This is a genomic window from Cupriavidus sp. FW305-3-2-15-C-LB2, from assembly GCF_058787575.1.
On the sequence record NZ_JBYSZW010000018.1, the window covers coordinates 112,607 to 126,957 of the forward strand.

At 67.8% G+C, this 14,351-nt stretch carries 17 protein-coding genes and 1 riboswitch; of the genes, 7 read left to right on the forward strand and 10 right to left on the reverse strand.

Annotated elements, in window-relative coordinates; all coding sequences use genetic code 11:
- Window positions 1-14 precede the first annotated feature (14 nt).
- The 4 genes from AC3WRR_RS15600 to AC3WRR_RS15615 are packed head-to-tail and all read left to right on the forward strand — an operon-like array spanning window position 15 to window position 2,246.
- Window positions 15-1,214 (forward strand): class I SAM-dependent methyltransferase, encoded by a 1,200-nt coding sequence (locus AC3WRR_RS15600; protein WP_010813345.1) that lies wholly within the window; start codon window positions 15-17, stop codon window positions 1,212-1,214.
- A gap of 16 nt (window positions 1,215-1,230) precedes the next feature.
- The gene (locus AC3WRR_RS15605; protein WP_010813344.1) at window positions 1,231-1,425 is read left to right on the forward strand and encodes a DUF2905 domain-containing protein; all 195 of its coding nucleotides are present in this window, start codon (window positions 1,231-1,233) and stop codon (window positions 1,423-1,425) included.
- Between the two features lie 54 nt (window positions 1,426-1,479).
- Window positions 1,480-1,767, forward strand: a complete 288-nt coding sequence (locus tag AC3WRR_RS15610) for a hypothetical protein (RefSeq protein ID WP_454750265.1) — start codon at window positions 1,480-1,482, stop codon at window positions 1,765-1,767.
- A 41-nt stretch (window positions 1,768-1,808) separates the two neighbouring features.
- A complete protein-coding gene (locus AC3WRR_RS15615) occupies window positions 1,809-2,246 on the forward strand; it encodes a universal stress protein (protein ID WP_010813342.1) in 438 nt (145 codons plus the stop codon).
- A gap of 188 nt (window positions 2,247-2,434) precedes the next feature.
- Here AC3WRR_RS15615 and AC3WRR_RS15620 read toward each other — a convergent pair whose 3' ends face one another.
- The 4 genes from AC3WRR_RS15620 to AC3WRR_RS15635 all read right to left on the reverse strand — a co-directional run bounded on the left by AC3WRR_RS15620 (window position 2,435) and on the right by AC3WRR_RS15635 (window position 7,691).
- Complete coding sequence (locus AC3WRR_RS15620) at window positions 2,435-3,670, reverse strand: multifunctional CCA addition/repair protein (RefSeq protein WP_011614431.1); 1,236 nt, start codon at window positions 3,668-3,670, stop codon at window positions 2,435-2,437.
- A gap of 55 nt (window positions 3,671-3,725) precedes the next feature.
- Complete coding sequence (locus AC3WRR_RS15625; protein WP_011614430.1) at window positions 3,726-4,424, reverse strand: glutathione S-transferase family protein; 699 nt, start codon at window positions 4,422-4,424, stop codon at window positions 3,726-3,728.
- A gap of 185 nt (window positions 4,425-4,609) precedes the next feature.
- Complete coding sequence (locus AC3WRR_RS15630) at window positions 4,610-5,632, reverse strand: complex I NDUFA9 subunit family protein (protein ID WP_011614429.1); 1,023 nt, start codon at window positions 5,630-5,632, stop codon at window positions 4,610-4,612.
- 106 nt (window positions 5,633-5,738) lie between these two features.
- On the reverse strand, window positions 5,739-7,691 hold the full coding sequence (locus tag AC3WRR_RS15635; RefSeq protein WP_010813338.1) for a lytic transglycosylase domain-containing protein: 1,953 nt from the start codon (window positions 7,689-7,691) through the stop codon (window positions 5,739-5,741).
- A gap of 105 nt (window positions 7,692-7,796) precedes the next feature.
- On the opposite strand from AC3WRR_RS15635, the gene AC3WRR_RS15640 reads away from it, so the two are divergent.
- Window positions 7,797-8,381, forward strand: coding sequence for a 5-formyltetrahydrofolate cyclo-ligase (locus tag AC3WRR_RS15640; RefSeq protein WP_011614428.1), 585 nt, complete (start codon window positions 7,797-7,799; stop codon window positions 8,379-8,381).
- On the opposite strand, the gene AC3WRR_RS15645 is transcribed toward AC3WRR_RS15640, so the two are convergent.
- The 5 genes from AC3WRR_RS15645 to ahcY form a co-directional block, all read right to left on the reverse strand.
- Entirely contained in the window at window positions 8,378-9,136 is a 759-nt protein-coding gene (locus tag AC3WRR_RS15645) for a Mut7-C RNAse domain-containing protein (protein WP_011614427.1), read from the reverse strand. The genes AC3WRR_RS15640 and AC3WRR_RS15645 overlap by 4 nt on opposite strands.
- Before the next feature lie 97 nt (window positions 9,137-9,233).
- A complete protein-coding gene (locus AC3WRR_RS15650) occupies window positions 9,234-9,593 on the reverse strand; it encodes a TfoX/Sxy family protein (RefSeq protein WP_011614426.1) in 360 nt (119 codons plus the stop codon).
- Window positions 9,594-9,601: 8 nt separating this feature from the next.
- Entirely contained in the window at window positions 9,602-10,432 is an 831-nt protein-coding gene (metF, locus tag AC3WRR_RS15655) for a methylenetetrahydrofolate reductase [NAD(P)H] (RefSeq protein ID WP_011614425.1), read from the reverse strand.
- Between the two features lie 61 nt (window positions 10,433-10,493).
- A complete protein-coding gene (locus tag AC3WRR_RS15660; RefSeq protein WP_011614424.1) occupies window positions 10,494-10,844 on the reverse strand; it encodes a phage holin family protein in 351 nt (116 codons plus the stop codon).
- Window positions 10,845-10,915: 71 nt separating this feature from the next.
- On the reverse strand, window positions 10,916-12,334 hold the full coding sequence (gene ahcY, locus AC3WRR_RS15665) for an adenosylhomocysteinase (protein WP_011614423.1): 1,419 nt from the start codon (window positions 12,332-12,334) through the stop codon (window positions 10,916-10,918).
- Window positions 12,335-12,456: 122 nt separating this feature from the next.
- Window positions 12,457-12,572, reverse strand: a riboswitch (S-adenosyl-L-homocysteine riboswitch).
- Window positions 12,573-12,630: 58 nt separating this feature from the next.
- Between ahcY and thiD the strand changes: the two genes are divergently transcribed.
- Together thiD and AC3WRR_RS15675 are read left to right on the forward strand one after the other, a co-directional pair.
- Window positions 12,631-13,458: a bifunctional hydroxymethylpyrimidine kinase/phosphomethylpyrimidine kinase gene (thiD, locus tag AC3WRR_RS15670; RefSeq protein WP_051398454.1), complete on the forward strand. Its 828-nt coding sequence runs from the start codon at window positions 12,631-12,633 to the stop codon at window positions 13,456-13,458.
- Window positions 13,459-13,463: 5 nt separating this feature from the next.
- Entirely contained in the window at window positions 13,464-13,898 is a 435-nt protein-coding gene (locus AC3WRR_RS15675) for a PGDYG domain-containing protein (RefSeq protein ID WP_492297395.1), read from the forward strand.
- Between the two features lie 21 nt (window positions 13,899-13,919).
- Here AC3WRR_RS15675 and AC3WRR_RS15680 read toward each other — a convergent pair.
- A partial coding sequence (locus tag AC3WRR_RS15680) for a PaaI family thioesterase (protein ID WP_492297397.1) occupies window positions 13,920-14,351 on the reverse strand: 432 nt, incomplete at its 5' end.

Genomic DNA, 14,351 nt, shown 5'->3' on the forward strand with positions numbered 1-14,351 from the left:
GCTACAATCGCAGGATGCAGAAAGCCGCTAGTTTACCCCTTCCCCCCGCCGACGCGCAGGCCGCGTCCGATACCCTTACGGCCCGCATTGGCGAATCCATCGATGCGGCCGGCGGCTGGATCGGCTTTGACCGCTATATGGCGCTGGCACTGTACGCGCCCGGCCTGGGCTATTACAGCGGCGGTTCGGCCAAGTTCGGGCGCGATGCCCGCGACGGCAGCGACTTCATCACCGCCCCGGAACTGAGCCCCTTCTTCGCGCGCACGCTGGCGCGCCAGTTCGCGCCGCTGATGGCACAGGGATTGCCGCGCATGCTGGAATTCGGCGCCGGCACCGGCCGGCTGGCGGCGGACCTGCTGCTGGGGCTGGAGCAGGAAGGCCAGTTGCCGGACACGTACGCCATCGTCGAGCTGTCGGGCGAACTGCGTGCGCGCCAGCAGGCCACGCTGGCGCAGCGCGCGCCGCACCTGGCGGACCGCGTCACCTGGCTCGATACGCTGCCGGCCAGCTTTGAAGGCGTGATCGTCGGCAATGAAGTGCTGGATGCGATGCCGGTGCAGCTCTACGCACGCAGCGGCGGCCGCTGGCATGAGCGCGGCGTAGTGCACAGCGTAGCGCGCAGCGACGATGCCGCCCCCGCCTTCCGCTTCGAGGACCGCCCGCTGGCCGATGCCGACATGCCCGAGGCACTGCGCGCCATCCCCGGCGACCACGACCTCGTCACGGAGACCCATGCCGAGGCCGAGGGCTTTATCCGCGCGGTCGGCGCCATGCTGGCGCGCGGCGCGGCCTTCTTTATCGACTACGGCTTCCCGGCGGGCGAGTACTACCACCCGCAGCGCGCCGGCGGCACGCTGATGTGCCACTACCGCCATCATGCGCACCCGGACCCGTTCCTGTACCCGGGCCTGCAGGACATCACCGCGCACGTGAATTTCAGCGGCATTGCGCTCGCCGCGGTGGATGCGGGACTGACCGTGGCGGGCTTTGCCTCGCAGGCGCGCTTCCTGATGAATGCAGGCATCACCGAGCTGCTGATGGCGCTGGACCCGTCCGACGCCCGCGCCTTCCTGCCGCAGGCCAATGCGGTGCAGAAGCTGTTGTCGGAAGCCGAGATGGGCGAGCTGTTCAAGGTGATCGCGCTCACGCGCGGCCTGGACGACAGCGAACCGATGGACGGCTTTACCCGCGGCGACCGCTGCCATACCTTGTAACGGCACCGGAGCCGCCATGCTGCGCTGGACCCTGACCATTTTCCTGAGCGTGATCATCCTGTCCGCGGCGCTGCCATGGCTGCAGAGGATCGGGCTGGGACGGCTGCCCGGCGACGTGCGCTTCCGCGTTTTCGGGCGCGAATTCGTGCTTCCGTTTGCGTCGACGATCCTGATTTCGCTGATGGCGCTGGCGATCGGCAAGCTGCTGTAGTTTTCGGAATCCCTTCGACGGCAGCGGCATTTCGGCAAGAGTGCCGAATTCGCGGTGTGCGGCTCGCAATGGGACCGCACGCTGAGCTACAAGGTCCGCTGGTTCGGCACGGCCGACCAGTATGCGCAGCGCTTCGAGAAGGAGTACCGCTACGAGGCGCCATACCAGGCAGCCGGGTCCCCCGCCGCGGTGCTGGCCTTCGCCGACGCCTTCGAGCGTGCCGGCTCGTTCGATACGGAGAAGGTCGGCTATGTCCTGGTGGCCGGCCAGCTGGCCATGGCCGGAACGGGTAGCGAACTGGGCCGGGACCCGGAGGTCGGCAGGTTGTTTCTTGGCACCTGAACCACTGCTGCGGCGCGGTGACGCCTTACAAGGAGATCCAAATGTTCAAGCATCTGCTCGTAGCGGTCGACGGCTCGGACCTGTCCGATACGGCCTACCGCAAAGCCATCGCGCTGGCCAGCTCGATACAGGCCCGCCTTACCGCGATCCAGGTCGTTGCGCACTATGACGTGATGCGCCTGCAGACCGCCATGCTCCAGGAAACCCGGCAACGCTTCATGCAGGAAGCCTACCGGCAGGCCGAGGCCTACCTGGCGACGATCGTGCAGGAGGCTGCCGCGGCCGGCGTGCCCTGCGAAATCGCCTGCCCCACCGGCGACCACATCTTCCAGGCCATCGTCGATGAGGCCGAGGCAAGGAAGTGCGACCTGATCGTGATGGCCTCGCACGGGCGGCGCGGGATGCAGGCGCTGGTGATCGGCAGCGAGACGCAGAAGGTGCTCACGCACACGAAGATCCCGGTGCTGGTCTACCGCTAGTGTCCTGTTCCGCAAATACCTTGCCATGAAATCGCCCAGTTGGCCGCCGTGCGTCGTTGCTCGTCGTTGCCATAGCTACGGCTATGGCGCCTCCTCGCGCCTAGCCTGACAGCCAACTGGACAATTTCACTTTGGCAAGTTATCTGCGGAACAGGACCTAGCGCGCCGGTGCGCCCGGTGCGCTGCGCTCAACCGCCGATGCGCGCCGCCACCGCCGCCACGCGCGCCGCTTGGACACGGTCGCGGATCTGGCCGACGTCATCGCCGCAGGCACGCGCGATAGCGCCGGCGTCGACCGCCGCCGCCGCCTCCAGCGCCGCCAGCAGGCGCGCCGCCTGCGGGTAGGCGCTCGACTCGAAGCCCTTGCGCCCGCGCAGGTCGGCCTCGCAGGCCTGCAGCGCCTCGGCGAAGCGTGCCGGCTTGCGCAGCGCATCGCAGCGCTCGAGCAGGCGCATCACCGCCGCGGCGCTGAACTCTTGCGAACGGTGGATATTGCCGTGCTCGCGCGCCACCACCAGCGCCAGGTCGCGGCATTCATTGGGCACGCGCAGGCGCACGCAGACGTCTTCGAGCAGCTGCGCGCTGCGTGATTCGTGACCGATATGGCGCGGCAGCACGTCTGCGGGCGTGGTGCCCTTACCCAGATCATGCACCAGCGCGGCAAAGCGCACCGTGAGCGGCGCGCCCATGGCGGCGGCCTGATCGATCACCATCATCACGTGCACGCCGGTATCGATTTCCGGATGGTAATCGGCGCGCTGGGGCACGCCCCACAGCCGCTCCAGCTCGGGCAGCAGCCGCGCCAGCGCGCCGCATTCGCGCAGCACCTCGAACATGCGCGACGGCTTCGCTTCCATCAGCCCGCGCGCCAGCTCCTGCCAGACGCGCTCGGGCACCAGCGCGTCGACCTCGCCCGCGGCGACCATCTCACGCATCAGCCGCATGGTCTCGGCGGCGACGCCGAATTCATGGAAGCGCGCGGCAAAGCGGGCCACGCGCAGGATGCGCACCGGGTCTTCGGCAAAAGCGTCGGAGACATGGCGGAACAGGCGCGCGGCCAGGTCGCGCTGGCCGCCGTGCGGATCGATGACCGGGCCGGTCAGGTTACCGTCGGCATCGACCGCGCGCGCCATCGCGTTGATGGTGAGGTCGCGCCGCACCAGGTCGTCTTCCAGCGTGACATCGGGCTCGCAATAAAAGGCAAAGCCCTTGTAGCCCATCGCCGTCTTGCGTTCGGTGCGGGCCAGCGCGTATTCCTCTTTGGTGCGCGGATGCAGGAACACCGGGAAGTCCTTGCCGACCGGCTTGTAGCCGGCAGCTTCCATCTGCGCCGGGGTCGCGCCCACTACCACGTAGTCGCGGTCCTGGCTGGGCTTGCCCAGCAATTCGTCGCGGATCGCGCCGCCGACGGCATACACCTGCATCGTTCTGGCCTCGTCATGTGCCGGCGCCCGGACCTGGCCCGCCGGCGGGTATTGCTCAGTGGTTGATGATTATCGCATCGGGACGATCAGGGGCCAGCCGGTAGGGTTCGTCGTCGGCCAGGAAGTCGCGCTCCTCGCGTGCGCCGGCAATCCATTGCTGCATTGCCGGCAGCGCCAGCATGAAGTCGGCGTAGGCCTTGGCGTCCTCGGCGTCATCGGGCAGGTGGATGCCGTAGGTGGCAAAGCGGCTCACCACCGGCGCAAAGAACGCGTCGGCCACGGTGAACCCGCCGAACAGGAACGGCCCGTTCGCGCCGTGCTGCTGGCGCAGCCCTTCCCAGATCGCGGCGATGCGCTCCACGTCGCGCTGCACGGCCACGTTCCAGCCGCGCCCGGGCAGCACCGCGGTCACGTTCATCGGCAACTGGCTGCGCAGGTTGCCGAAGCCCGAATGCATCTCGGCGCAGACGGCGCGCGCCACCGCGCGCTGGGCGCGCTCGGCCGGCCACAGGTTCTTTTCCGGGAAACGCTCGGCCAGGTATTCGCAGATCGCCAGCGAATCCCACACCGTGACCTCGCCATCGACCAGCGCCGGCACCTTGCCCGCGGGCGAGTAGCGCGCGATCTCGGCGGCGAAGCTGCCGGTGAACAGGCGCACCTGCACTTCTTCGAAATCAATGCCGGCCTGGCGCAGCAACAGCCACGGACGCAGCGACCAGGAGGAATAGTTCTTGTTGCCGATGACAAGCTTCATCGTGGGTCCTTGGGGGAGGAAACGGAGGGAGACGGCGCAGGCGCGGCGCCTGCCGCCTGCAGGACGGCGTGGCGGCCGCGCGCCGGACTGGTCATTCTGCCAGTGCTGCCGCCCGCGTCAAAGTGAATTGCGCTAGCAACCGATATGAAATCCGGTCACATAGGGCGCACCGGGCTGCCGGCGCGTCAGCGGTGCACGCTGGCCCGCATATGCGTCATCGCGGTATCGCGGTTGCGCCCGGCCAGCGCGTCGGTCATGACCGACTCCAGGCTGACCGGATGCAGGTTCAGTTCGGGTGCGACCGGGTGCTCCAGCACATTGTCGAGCTGCATCGAGTCGAGGTTGTCGCGCGACAGCATCGGTTCGCCCGGCATATGCTCCATGATGGTGGCCTGCACCCGTGCCAGCGCATCGGGCAGCGCGATCACCGGGCGCGGATGCCCGGAAGCGCGGCCGGCAAAGCGCACCAGCTCTTCCAGTGTATAGACCCGCGGGCCGCCCAACTCATAGCCGTGGCCGATGGTTGCCGGGTTCACCATGGCATTCAGGTAGGCCTGCACCACATCCTGCACGAATACCGGCTGGAAGCGCGCATGCGCGCACGCCAGCGGCACCACCGGGGCCATCTGCTGCATGTGGGCGAACAGGTTCAGGAAATGGTCGTCGGGGCCGAACACCACCGAGGGCCGGAAGATGGTCCAGTCCAGCCCGCTGGCACGCACCACGCGCTCGCCGTCGCCCTTGCTGCGCAGGTACATCGACGGCCCATTGCTGTCCGCGCCCAGCGCGCTCATATGCAACAGCCGGCGCACGCCGGTGGACAGGCATGACGCCGCGATCTGCCGCACCATCTCCACATGCGCGCTGGCAAAGGCTTCGCCGTAGGGGTCGGCGCGCTCGCCGTGCAGCACACCCACCAGGTTGACGACGATGCCATCCACGCCCAGCGAGCCGATGGCGTCGTCCAGCGCGGCATTGTCGGCCAGGCCCAGCTCCACCACTTCCACGCGCGGCAGCAGCAGCAGGTGCTGCGCGTGCTCGATATTGCGCGTGCCGACCACGATGCGGTCGGGGGCGATGGGGGAATCGGGGTTGGCGCCAGGCTCAAGCGGCGCGCCCGAGGCCGAGGCAGCCCCGGCCAGGCGCGAGACGAGGTGGCTGCCGATAAAGCCGGCGCCACCGATAACGAGGACGTTGCTGGTCTGCATGATGCCTCCGTGCCAAGAAAACTGCACGCCGCGGCACCCTGAGCCAGCCCGGGCCCGCCGGATCGTCCCGGCAGGGCCCGTCCTGCCCGCCCCCGCAGGGGCAATTTCAGGGCAGGCTGGTGGTAGTCACCGCCGACGGCGCGACCATGCCCAGGCGCGATTTCAGCGACTGCGGACGGCCACTCATCAATGCAGCATAGTACGTGGCGTTGGAAAGCACATTCTTCACATAGCCGCGCGTTTCATTGAACGGAATGGTCTCTGCAAAGATCGCGCCTTCCACCGGCCGCACCAGTGTGCTGCGCCAGGCCTTGGGCCGGCCCGGGCCGGCGTTGTACGCAGCCGAAGCCAGCGTCCACGAGCTGTCCAGGTCGGTCAGCACCATGTTCAGGTAATTGGTGCCAAGCAGGATGTTGATATTGGGATCGCCCATCATCGACGGCGAAAAGTCGTTCATGCCGATCTTGCGCGCGACGTACTTGGCCGTGGCCGGCATCACCTGCATCAGGCCATGTGCGCCCGCCGACGAGCGCGCATTCATGATGAAGCGCGATTCCTGGCGGATCAGGCCGTAAACCCACGCCATGTCAAGGCCGACATCGTCGGTGGCGCGCTGCATGATGTCGCGGTACGGCATCAGGAAACGCAGCGTGAAATCATGTTCGTTGCGGGTGCGGTCGGCGGAGTTGACGGTGCGGTCCAGCAGCTCCAGGCGGCGCGCATACTCGGCCGCGGCCAGCAGCTCCCGGTCGCTCATATTGCGCAGTTCCCAGTTCCACTCGCGGTTGCCTTCGAAGCGCAGGTTCATGTTGTAGAACTTCTGCGCCCGCTGAAAGCCGGGGCGCGAACGCATGGCCATGGCCTCGGCGTCGCTGACGGTGGTGCGCGCCGGCAGCGTGATGCGGTTGCCCAGCTCTTCGCTGGCCAGCTGCCCGTAGAAGTTGAACTGGCCGGCGATCTGCTGGAAGTTCTGCTGGGCCTCGGTGTCGCGGCCGTCGGCCTTGAGCGCGCGGCCATACCAGTAGATCCAGGCCGGGTCCTTGGCGCGCAGTTCGGGGCGCATCAGCTCCACCGCCTGGCGCACCTGCTTCCAGTCGCCCTGGCGCAGCGCGGCGCGCACGCGCCATTCCTGGGTGTCGTCGGAGAGCCACTGGTTGCCGCCCAGGTCCATCTGGCGGCGGTAGTAGCCGGCCGCGTCGGGCAACAGCTTCCTGGCCGCGAACTGGCCGATCACGCCCCAGGCCGCGCCCTGCTCGTCGCGCGACAGCGCGCCCTGGGCCGTGCCGAGGTAGGCGGCAGCCTGCGACGGGTCGCTGCGCGCCATCTTGACGATGGTGGCGAGCGTATCGCCATCCGCGCGCGCGTCGGGCACCAGCGCGGCGATCTTGCCGGCCAGCGTGACATAGTTCTGCTCCAGCGCCAGCCGCGCCTGGTAGGCGACATCGCTGCGCTGGATCTGCTGGCTTTGCGCCAGGTAGCCGATCAGGTCGACACAGCCTTCGCCGTAGTACCTGGGGTCGCTCAGCACATTGCGCGCATCGGCGGCCACGTTCTGGCCCTTGAGCGCGCGCGACAGCAGCGCATAGCACTCGACCTGGGTATCGTCCTTGAGCGCGAACTGCGGATATTCGACATCGAAATTGGCCCAGTCGCGCTTCTTGCCCAGCACCAGCAGCCAGTCATTGCGCATGCGGTCGGCAATGGCGTCGCCCTTGTAGCGCTGCAGGAACACGCGCACCTGGTCGTCGGGCGCATCGATGCGCGCCAGGCCGCTGGCGTCGAACAATTGCGGCTTGATGCGGAAGTACTCGACATAGGACGGGACCGGGTAGTCCACCAGCGTGGCCGAGATCGCGTAGGCACGCTCCACGTCGTTCTTGCGCGCGGCTTCGCGCAGCGCGGTGAAGGCCTCGTCGGGATCGCTCGGGATCACCGCCGCCTGCGGGCGCGACACCGCCTGCGGGCGCTTCTGCGCATGGACGGGCGTGACAAGCAGTGCACATGCGAGCGCGATCCAGGCGGCCCGGCCGGCACGCTGCAGATATACTCCCTTCAGCATTCTTTGCTTCCTTGTCGATGACGGCGGCGCCGGCGCCTGCAATCTTGTGCCCAGCCGCGGTTCCGCCGTTCGTGTTGGTTCGGACGAGGGGCATTATCCCACGCCATGTCATCCACTCCTGCCACGACCGCACCCACCCCCGCCGCCGAAGACCGTCGCGCACTGCGCACGCAGTTGCTGGCGCAGCGCGCCGCCCTGCCCGCACGCGCCGAAGCCGACGCGCGCATCGCCGCCGCGCTGTCTGGATTGCTGGCCGGCCTGGCCGTGCGCTGCCTCGGTTTCTACTGGCCGATCCAGCAGGAGTTCGACGCACGCGACGCGGTCGGCATCTGGCTCGCCGCCATGCCTGGCCGCAGCGCCGCGCTGCCGTCGGTCAGCCGCCCGGGCGCGCCGCTGGATTTCCACCTGTGGACACCGGACACGCCCATGGCCACCGGCCACTACGGCATCCCGGTGCCGGACGGCACTGAGGCCGCGACGCCCGACGCGCTGCTCATTCCCTGTGTCGGGTTCAGCCCGGACAAGTTCCGCCTGGGCTACGGCGGCGGCTTCTACGACCGCACGCTGGCGGCCATGGCGCAGCGGCCGGTGGCGATCGGCATTGGCTACGAAAACTGCCGGGCACCGTTGCAGGCGCAGCCGCATGACATCGCCATGGACTGGATCGTCACGGAATCCGGCGCGTTCTAACCTTGCTTGGCCTCGTCGCGCCGCACCAGCTCGTCCACCAGCGCACGCATGCAGCGCCAGTGCGAGCCCTCCCAGAACACGCGCCGGCACTGGTCGCAGGTGACAAAGCTGCGATGGCGCTCCAGCACCCCTTGCGGCACGCGCCCGGCCGCACCCGCCGCATCCAGCGAGCGCAGCGGCGCATTGCAGTCCAGGCATAGCGAAAACGGCCGTGCGCTGCGCGCCAGGTCCAGCCGCGCAAAGATCTCCCGCACCTGCAGTTGCGACTTGATCGCGCGCACATAGCAGCCGTGGGTGATGCCGCGGCGCTTGAGCAGCTCGCGGTCGCGCGTCAGCACGACGCGGCCCTGGTCGACGGCGATGCGCTCGATCTCGCTGTCTTCGAAATGGTTGTCGTAGAGGGTGTCGAAGCCGGTCATGCGCAGCAGGTGCGCCAGGCCGCCCAGGTGCGCGTCGGCGACAAAGCGCATCACCCGCAGCGGCTGCTCGCGTACCCGCAGCAGCGGGGACACGTCGAGCCGTTCGAACTTGGGATAGACCGAGACCCGGTCGCCATCGCACAGCTGCCGCTCGAACCCGGACGATTCGCCATTGACCAGGATCAGCTCGACTTCGGTATGCGGCACGCCAAGCGCCTCGATCATGTGCTTGACCGTGGCGGCGCGCGCGCAGGCGCAGGACAAGTCACGCCGGCGCTGGTCCGGCGCGAGGAAGTCGTTCAGTTCCTCGTAGAAGCGGAAGGTGGCGGTGACCATGGTGCCGAGTATGGCACCGATCGCAGGCATCGTGGGAGCACCACAAGCGCCCGCAGCAGGCTCCCCTCGCCCGCTTGCGGGAGAGGGGAGCAAACACTCAGCCCGCATTCCCCAGCCGCAGCGCCGCCTCCACCGCCAGCTTCGCCCATGGCGTCATCGCGCCGGGCGATTCCAGCGCCGCCGGCGGCAGGCTCAGGTAGTGGCGCATGGTGACCTCACGCTTTGCCGACTGGTAGCGGAAGGGTTCGCTGCCCTCGGCCTCGAACTTGCCGCGCGTGGCGTCATCCGCCTTCAGGTAGCAGGTGCCTCGCGACACCAGCGCAAACATCAGCCCGTCATAGAACAGACCATGGCCGCCAAACATGCGCTTGGCCGTAATGGGACCGATGCGCGCCGCCAGCGGCCCCATCAGCTCGAGCAGATGTTCGATGAAGGGATCGGGGCGGCGCGTGGCCATGGCGGGCTTTACAGCTTCAGGCGCTGCCAGATCGCCTTGGTGGCGCCGGCGGCATTGAGCGTGTAGAAGTGCAGGCCCGGCACGCCCGCTGCGAGCAGGCGCTCGCACAGCGCGGTGACCACGTCCAGGCCGAAGGCGCGGATCGATTCGCGGTCGTCGCCAAAGCTCTCCAGCCGCTTGGCCACCCAGCGCGGCACTTCGGCGCCGCACGACTCGGAGAAGCGCATCAGCTGCGTGTAGTTGGTGATCGGCATGATGCCCGGCACGATCGGCACCTCGAGGCCGGTCGCGCGCACGTCATCGACAAAGCGGAAGTAGGCGTCAGCGTTGTAGAAATACTGCGTGATCGCCGAGTTGGCGCCGGCCTTGACCTTGCGCACGAAGTTCTCGAGATCGTGGCGCGGAGACTTGGCCTGCGGGTGGTACTCCGGGTAGGCCGCGACTTCGATGTTGAACCAGTCGCCGGTCTCGGCACGGATAAACTCGACCAGTTCGTTGGCGTAGCGGAACTCGCCGATCTCGCCCATGCCCGAGGGCATGTCGCCGCGCAGCGCGACGATATGGCGGATGCCGCCGTCGCGGTACTGCTGCAGGATAGCGCGGATGCTCTCGCGCGACGAGCCCACGCACGACAGGTGCGGCGCGGCCTCGATGCCTTCGCGCTGGATTTCCAGCACCGCGTCCAGCGTGCCCTGCTGCGTGGTGCCGCCGGCGCCGAACGTCACCGAGATGTACTTGGGCTTGAGCGGGGCCAGCTGCGCACGCGTGTTGCGCAGTTTCTCCGTGCCCTCCGCCGTCTTGGGCGGGAAGAATTCAAAGCTGAAGTAGCGGTCTTGCATGATGGTGGCGCACCGCGTTGGCGCGGCGCGCGGTATGGGATTCGTGTCAGTGCAGGCCGCGTCAGGCGGTGCGTTCGCCCAGCAGCAGGCTGGCCAGCAGCCACGAGATCACGCTGTACAGGATGGAGCCCAGCAGGGCCGCCCAGAAACCGCCGACGGTAAAGCCCGACAGCAGGTTGCCGACAAACAGGAACAGCAGCGCGTTGATGACGAAGATAAACAGCCCCAGCGTCAGCAGCGTGACCGGCAGCGTCAGGATCACCAGGATCGGACGGATCAGCGTATTGACCAGGCCCAGCACCAGCGCCGCCAGCATCGCCGAGCCAAAGCTCTGGATGTGGATCGACGAGATGATGTATGGCAGCACGAACAGCGCAACAGCGTTGATGATCCAGACGACCAGTAATCTCATGACGGCTCCTTGAATGTGGTTTCTCCCCCTCTCCCGCAAGCGGGAGGGGGAGCCCTGCCTTCCTGTGCGGATCAGTAGCGGTAGTGGTCGGCCTTGTACGGGCCTTCCTTCTTCACGCCGATGTACGCGGCCTGCTGTTCGGTCAGCTCGGTCAGCTGCGCGTTCAGCTTGCGCAGCTGCAGGCGCGCCACCTTCTCGTCCAGGTGCTTGGGCAGCGTGTAGACGCCGACCGGGTACTTGCCGCTGTCGCGTTCCTGCCAGAGTTCGATCTGGGCGATGGTCTGGTTGGCGAACGAGCTGCTCATCACGTACGACGGGTGGCCGGTGGCGCAGCCCAGGTTCACCAGGCGGCCCTTGGCCAGGATGATCAGCTTCTTGCCGTCCGGGAACTTGACGTGATCGACCTGCGGCTTGATCTCATCCCATTCGTACTTCTCGATCGAGGCGATGTCGATCTCGTTGTCGAAGTGGCCGATATTGCAGACGATGGCCTGGTCCTTCATCTTCGCCATGTGGTCATGGGTGATGACATGGTAGTTGCCGGTGCAGGTGACGAAGATATCGCCATGCTCGGCGGCGTAGTCCATGGTCACCACGCGGTAGCCTTCCATCGCGGCCTGCAGCGCGCAGATCGGGTCGATCTCGGTCACCCACACCTGGGCCGACAGCGCGCGCAGCGCCTGTGCGCTGCCCTTGCCCACGTCGCCGTAGCCGGCCACGATGGCAACCTTGCCGGCGATCATCACGTCGGTGGCGCGCTTGATGCCGTCCACCAGCGACTCGCGGCAGCCGTACAGGTTGTCGAACTTGCTCTTGGTCACCGAGTCGTTGACGTTGATGGCCGGGAAGCGCAGTTCGCCCTTCTGGGCCATCTGGTACAGGCGGTGCACGCCGGTGGTGGTTTCCTCGGTCACGCCGCGGATGGCTGCCAGGTTGCGGCTGTACCAGCTCGGGTCCTTGGCCAGCTTTTCCTTGATCGCGGCGAACAGGTAGGTTTCTTCCTCGCTGGTGGCCTTGGCGATCACGGACTGGTCCTTCTCGGCGCGCGCGCCCAGGTGCAGCAGCAGCGTGGCGTCGCCGCCGTCATCCAGGATCATGTTGGGGGTGCCGCCGTCCGCCCAGTCGAAGATGCGGTGGGTGAAGTCCCAGTATTCCTTCAGCGATTCGCCCTTGAACGCGAACACGGGCGTGCCGCCTGCGGCGATCGCGGCAGCGGCGTGGTCCTGCGTCGAGAAGATGTTGCACGAGGCCCAGCGCACGTCGGCGCCCAGTGCCTTGAGCGTCTCGATCAGCACGGCGGTCTGGATCGTCATGTGCAGCGAGCCGGCAATGCGCGCGCCCTTGAGCGGCTGCGCCGCTGCGAATTCGTCGCGGATCGCCATCAGGCCGGGCATCTCGGTCTCGGCAATGGCGATTTCCTTGCGGCCCCAGCCGGCCAGGTTGATGTCGGCGACGAGGTAGTCTTGCTTCAGGTCGGTCACAGCGTTCATGTTTCACTCCCGGTGAAGAGTGGCACGCAGGTGACGAGTACGGGGAATCTGGCAGCCGTGGCATGGCGCAAGGGCACATGCGAAGCACGCGGATAGGTCGACTCGCCTCCGTGCGGACCACGGATCAGCGAGCGCCGTTGAAGACAGTCCGAGCCTGGCGGATGGCATGGGGCGGCTGTGCCGCCGGCCGCGCGATGTGCTTCGCAGGCCTCCATCCGTTGCAACGCTCCTCGGAGTGGCGGTATTGTAGCGTGCCCGGGCGCCTTGCGCACCGGCTCCCTCCGATTCCTGCACAGATGATCCCAACGCCACCCCGTACCCTGACCATCGCCGGTTCCGACTCCGGCGGCGGCGCCGGCATCCAGGCCGACCTGAAGACCTTTTCCGCGCTGGGTTGCTTCGGCATGAGCGCCATCACCGCGATCACCGCGCAGAACACGCTGGGCGTGACCGGCGTGCACGCCATTCCCGCCGACATGGTGGCCGCGCAGATCGATGCCGTGGCCAGCGATATCGGCATGGACGCGGCCAAGACCGGCATGCTGGGCACCGCCGCCATCGTCGAGGCCGTGGCCGCGGCGGCTGACCGGCACGGCATCAGCAAGCTGGTGGTGGACCCGGTGATGATCTCGACCTCGGGCGCGACGCTGTCCGATGACGCCACCACGCAGGCGATGGTGCGGCTGCTGTTCCCGCGCGCGCTGCTGGTCACGCCCAACCTGCCCGAGGCTTCCTACCTGCTGGGCCGCAGGATCACGCGCCGTGCGGAGATGGAACAGGCCGCCGCCGACCTGATCGCGATGGGCTGCCCCGCGGTGCTGCTCAAGGGCGGCCACCTGGAAGACGGTGCCGCCGCCGGCGGCCTGGATGACCTGCTGATGCTGGCCGACGGCAGCGTGCGCGTGTTCACGCATCCGCGTGTCGATACCCGCAACCTGCACGGCACCGGCTGCACGCTGGCCGCCGCGATTGCCGCGCAGCTTGCGCGCGGCGATGCGCTGGAGCCGGCGGTGGGCACGGCGCTGGACTACGTGGCGCAGGCCATCGCGGCGGGCGCGGGGCTGCGGCTGGGTGCCGGCAACGGCCCGCTGAACCATTTGTTCGCGCCGCGCGCGCTGGGTTGACGGACATGCCGATGCTGGCCGATATCGACCTGAGCAGCGACCCGGCTGCCGCGTTCTACCTCAAGCATGAAGTTGTCGACGTGGTGTTCGCCACCGAACCCGGCGAGCTGATCAGCCGCGAGGGACCCAACCGCTACCAACCTGGCGATGCGCTGATCACCAGCCGCGGCGGCGACCGCTGGTGCGTCTCGCGCGACCGCTTCGACCCCAAATACGAGGCCGTGCCGCCGCTGGCGCACGGCCAGGACGGCGCCTACCGCAACAAGCCGATCCCGGTACTGGCGCGCGAAATGCACGAGGCCTTCAGCATCGCGCGCAGCGCCGGCGGCGACGTGCTGCACGGCAAGCCGGGCGACTGGCTGATGCAATACGCGCCCGGCGACTATGGCATCACCGAGCGCGCGCGTTTCGAACAGGTGTACTGGCCGCTGCAGGACTGAGCGACCAGACCGATGCCGGGGTCAGTTGCCGCCGGCGGACAGCGGCACCAGCTTGAACGCGGCCCGCGCCACGCACACCACGGTGCCGGCAGCATCCTTGACCTCGCCCTCGCAGAATGCAATGCGCGCGCCGCGGCGCAGGCAGCGCGCCTCCAGCGTCAGCTCGCCGCGCGCTGCCGCCAGGAAATGCGTGGACATGTCGATCGTGATCACGCCGGTTTCCAGCGGCGCATGCGAGCGCGCGGCGCCGCTCAGGGTGAAGTCCAGCGTCGCCATCAGCGTGCCGCCATGCACATCGCCGCGGCTGTTGACCAGCGACGGGTGCGCCGGCAGCCGCGTGCGGCAATAGCCCTCCTCGATAAGCTCCGGCTGCAGGCCGAAATAGCGCATCAGCGGCACGTCGATGCCGAAGTAGGGCTTCTCGGGCGTGCCGGGGGCGACGGGGGTGATTTC

Bases quoted from the DNA above. Each gene is read 5' to 3' on its own strand.
- AC3WRR_RS15600 (WP_010813345.1), top strand. From the start codon at position 15: ATGCAGAAAGCCGCTAGTTTACCCCTTCCCCCCGCCGACGCGCAGGCC.
- AC3WRR_RS15675 (WP_492297395.1), top strand. From the start codon at position 13,464: ATGCCGATGCTGGCCGATATCGACCTGAGCAGCGACCCGGCTGCCGCG.
- AC3WRR_RS15635 (WP_010813338.1), bottom strand. From the start codon at position 7,691: ATGCTGAAGGGAGTATATCTGCAGCGTGCCGGCCGGGCCGCCTGGATC.
- ahcY (WP_011614423.1), bottom strand. From the start codon at position 12,334: ATGAACGCTGTGACCGACCTGAAGCAAGACTACCTCGTCGCCGACATC.
- metF (WP_011614425.1), bottom strand. From the start codon at position 10,432: ATGCAAGACCGCTACTTCAGCTTTGAATTCTTCCCGCCCAAGACGGCG.
- AC3WRR_RS15645 (WP_011614427.1), bottom strand. From the start codon at position 9,136: ATGGTCACCGCCACCTTCCGCTTCTACGAGGAACTGAACGACTTCCTC.
- AC3WRR_RS15615 (WP_010813342.1), top strand. From the start codon at position 1,809: ATGTTCAAGCATCTGCTCGTAGCGGTCGACGGCTCGGACCTGTCCGAT.
- AC3WRR_RS15660 (WP_011614424.1), bottom strand. From the start codon at position 10,844: ATGAGATTACTGGTCGTCTGGATCATCAACGCTGTTGCGCTGTTCGTG.
- AC3WRR_RS15605 (WP_010813344.1), top strand. From the start codon at position 1,231: ATGCTGCGCTGGACCCTGACCATTTTCCTGAGCGTGATCATCCTGTCC.
- thiD (WP_051398454.1), top strand. From the start codon at position 12,631: ATGATCCCAACGCCACCCCGTACCCTGACCATCGCCGGTTCCGACTCC.
- AC3WRR_RS15650 (WP_011614426.1), bottom strand. From the start codon at position 9,593: ATGGCCACGCGCCGCCCCGATCCCTTCATCGAACATCTGCTCGAGCTG.
- AC3WRR_RS15625 (WP_011614430.1), bottom strand. From the start codon at position 4,424: ATGAAGCTTGTCATCGGCAACAAGAACTATTCCTCCTGGTCGCTGCGT.
- AC3WRR_RS15620 (WP_011614431.1), bottom strand. From the start codon at position 3,670: ATGCAGGTGTATGCCGTCGGCGGCGCGATCCGCGACGAATTGCTGGGC.
- AC3WRR_RS15640 (WP_011614428.1), top strand. From the start codon at position 7,797: ATGTCATCCACTCCTGCCACGACCGCACCCACCCCCGCCGCCGAAGAC.
- AC3WRR_RS15630 (WP_011614429.1), bottom strand. From the start codon at position 5,632: ATGCAGACCAGCAACGTCCTCGTTATCGGTGGCGCCGGCTTTATCGGC.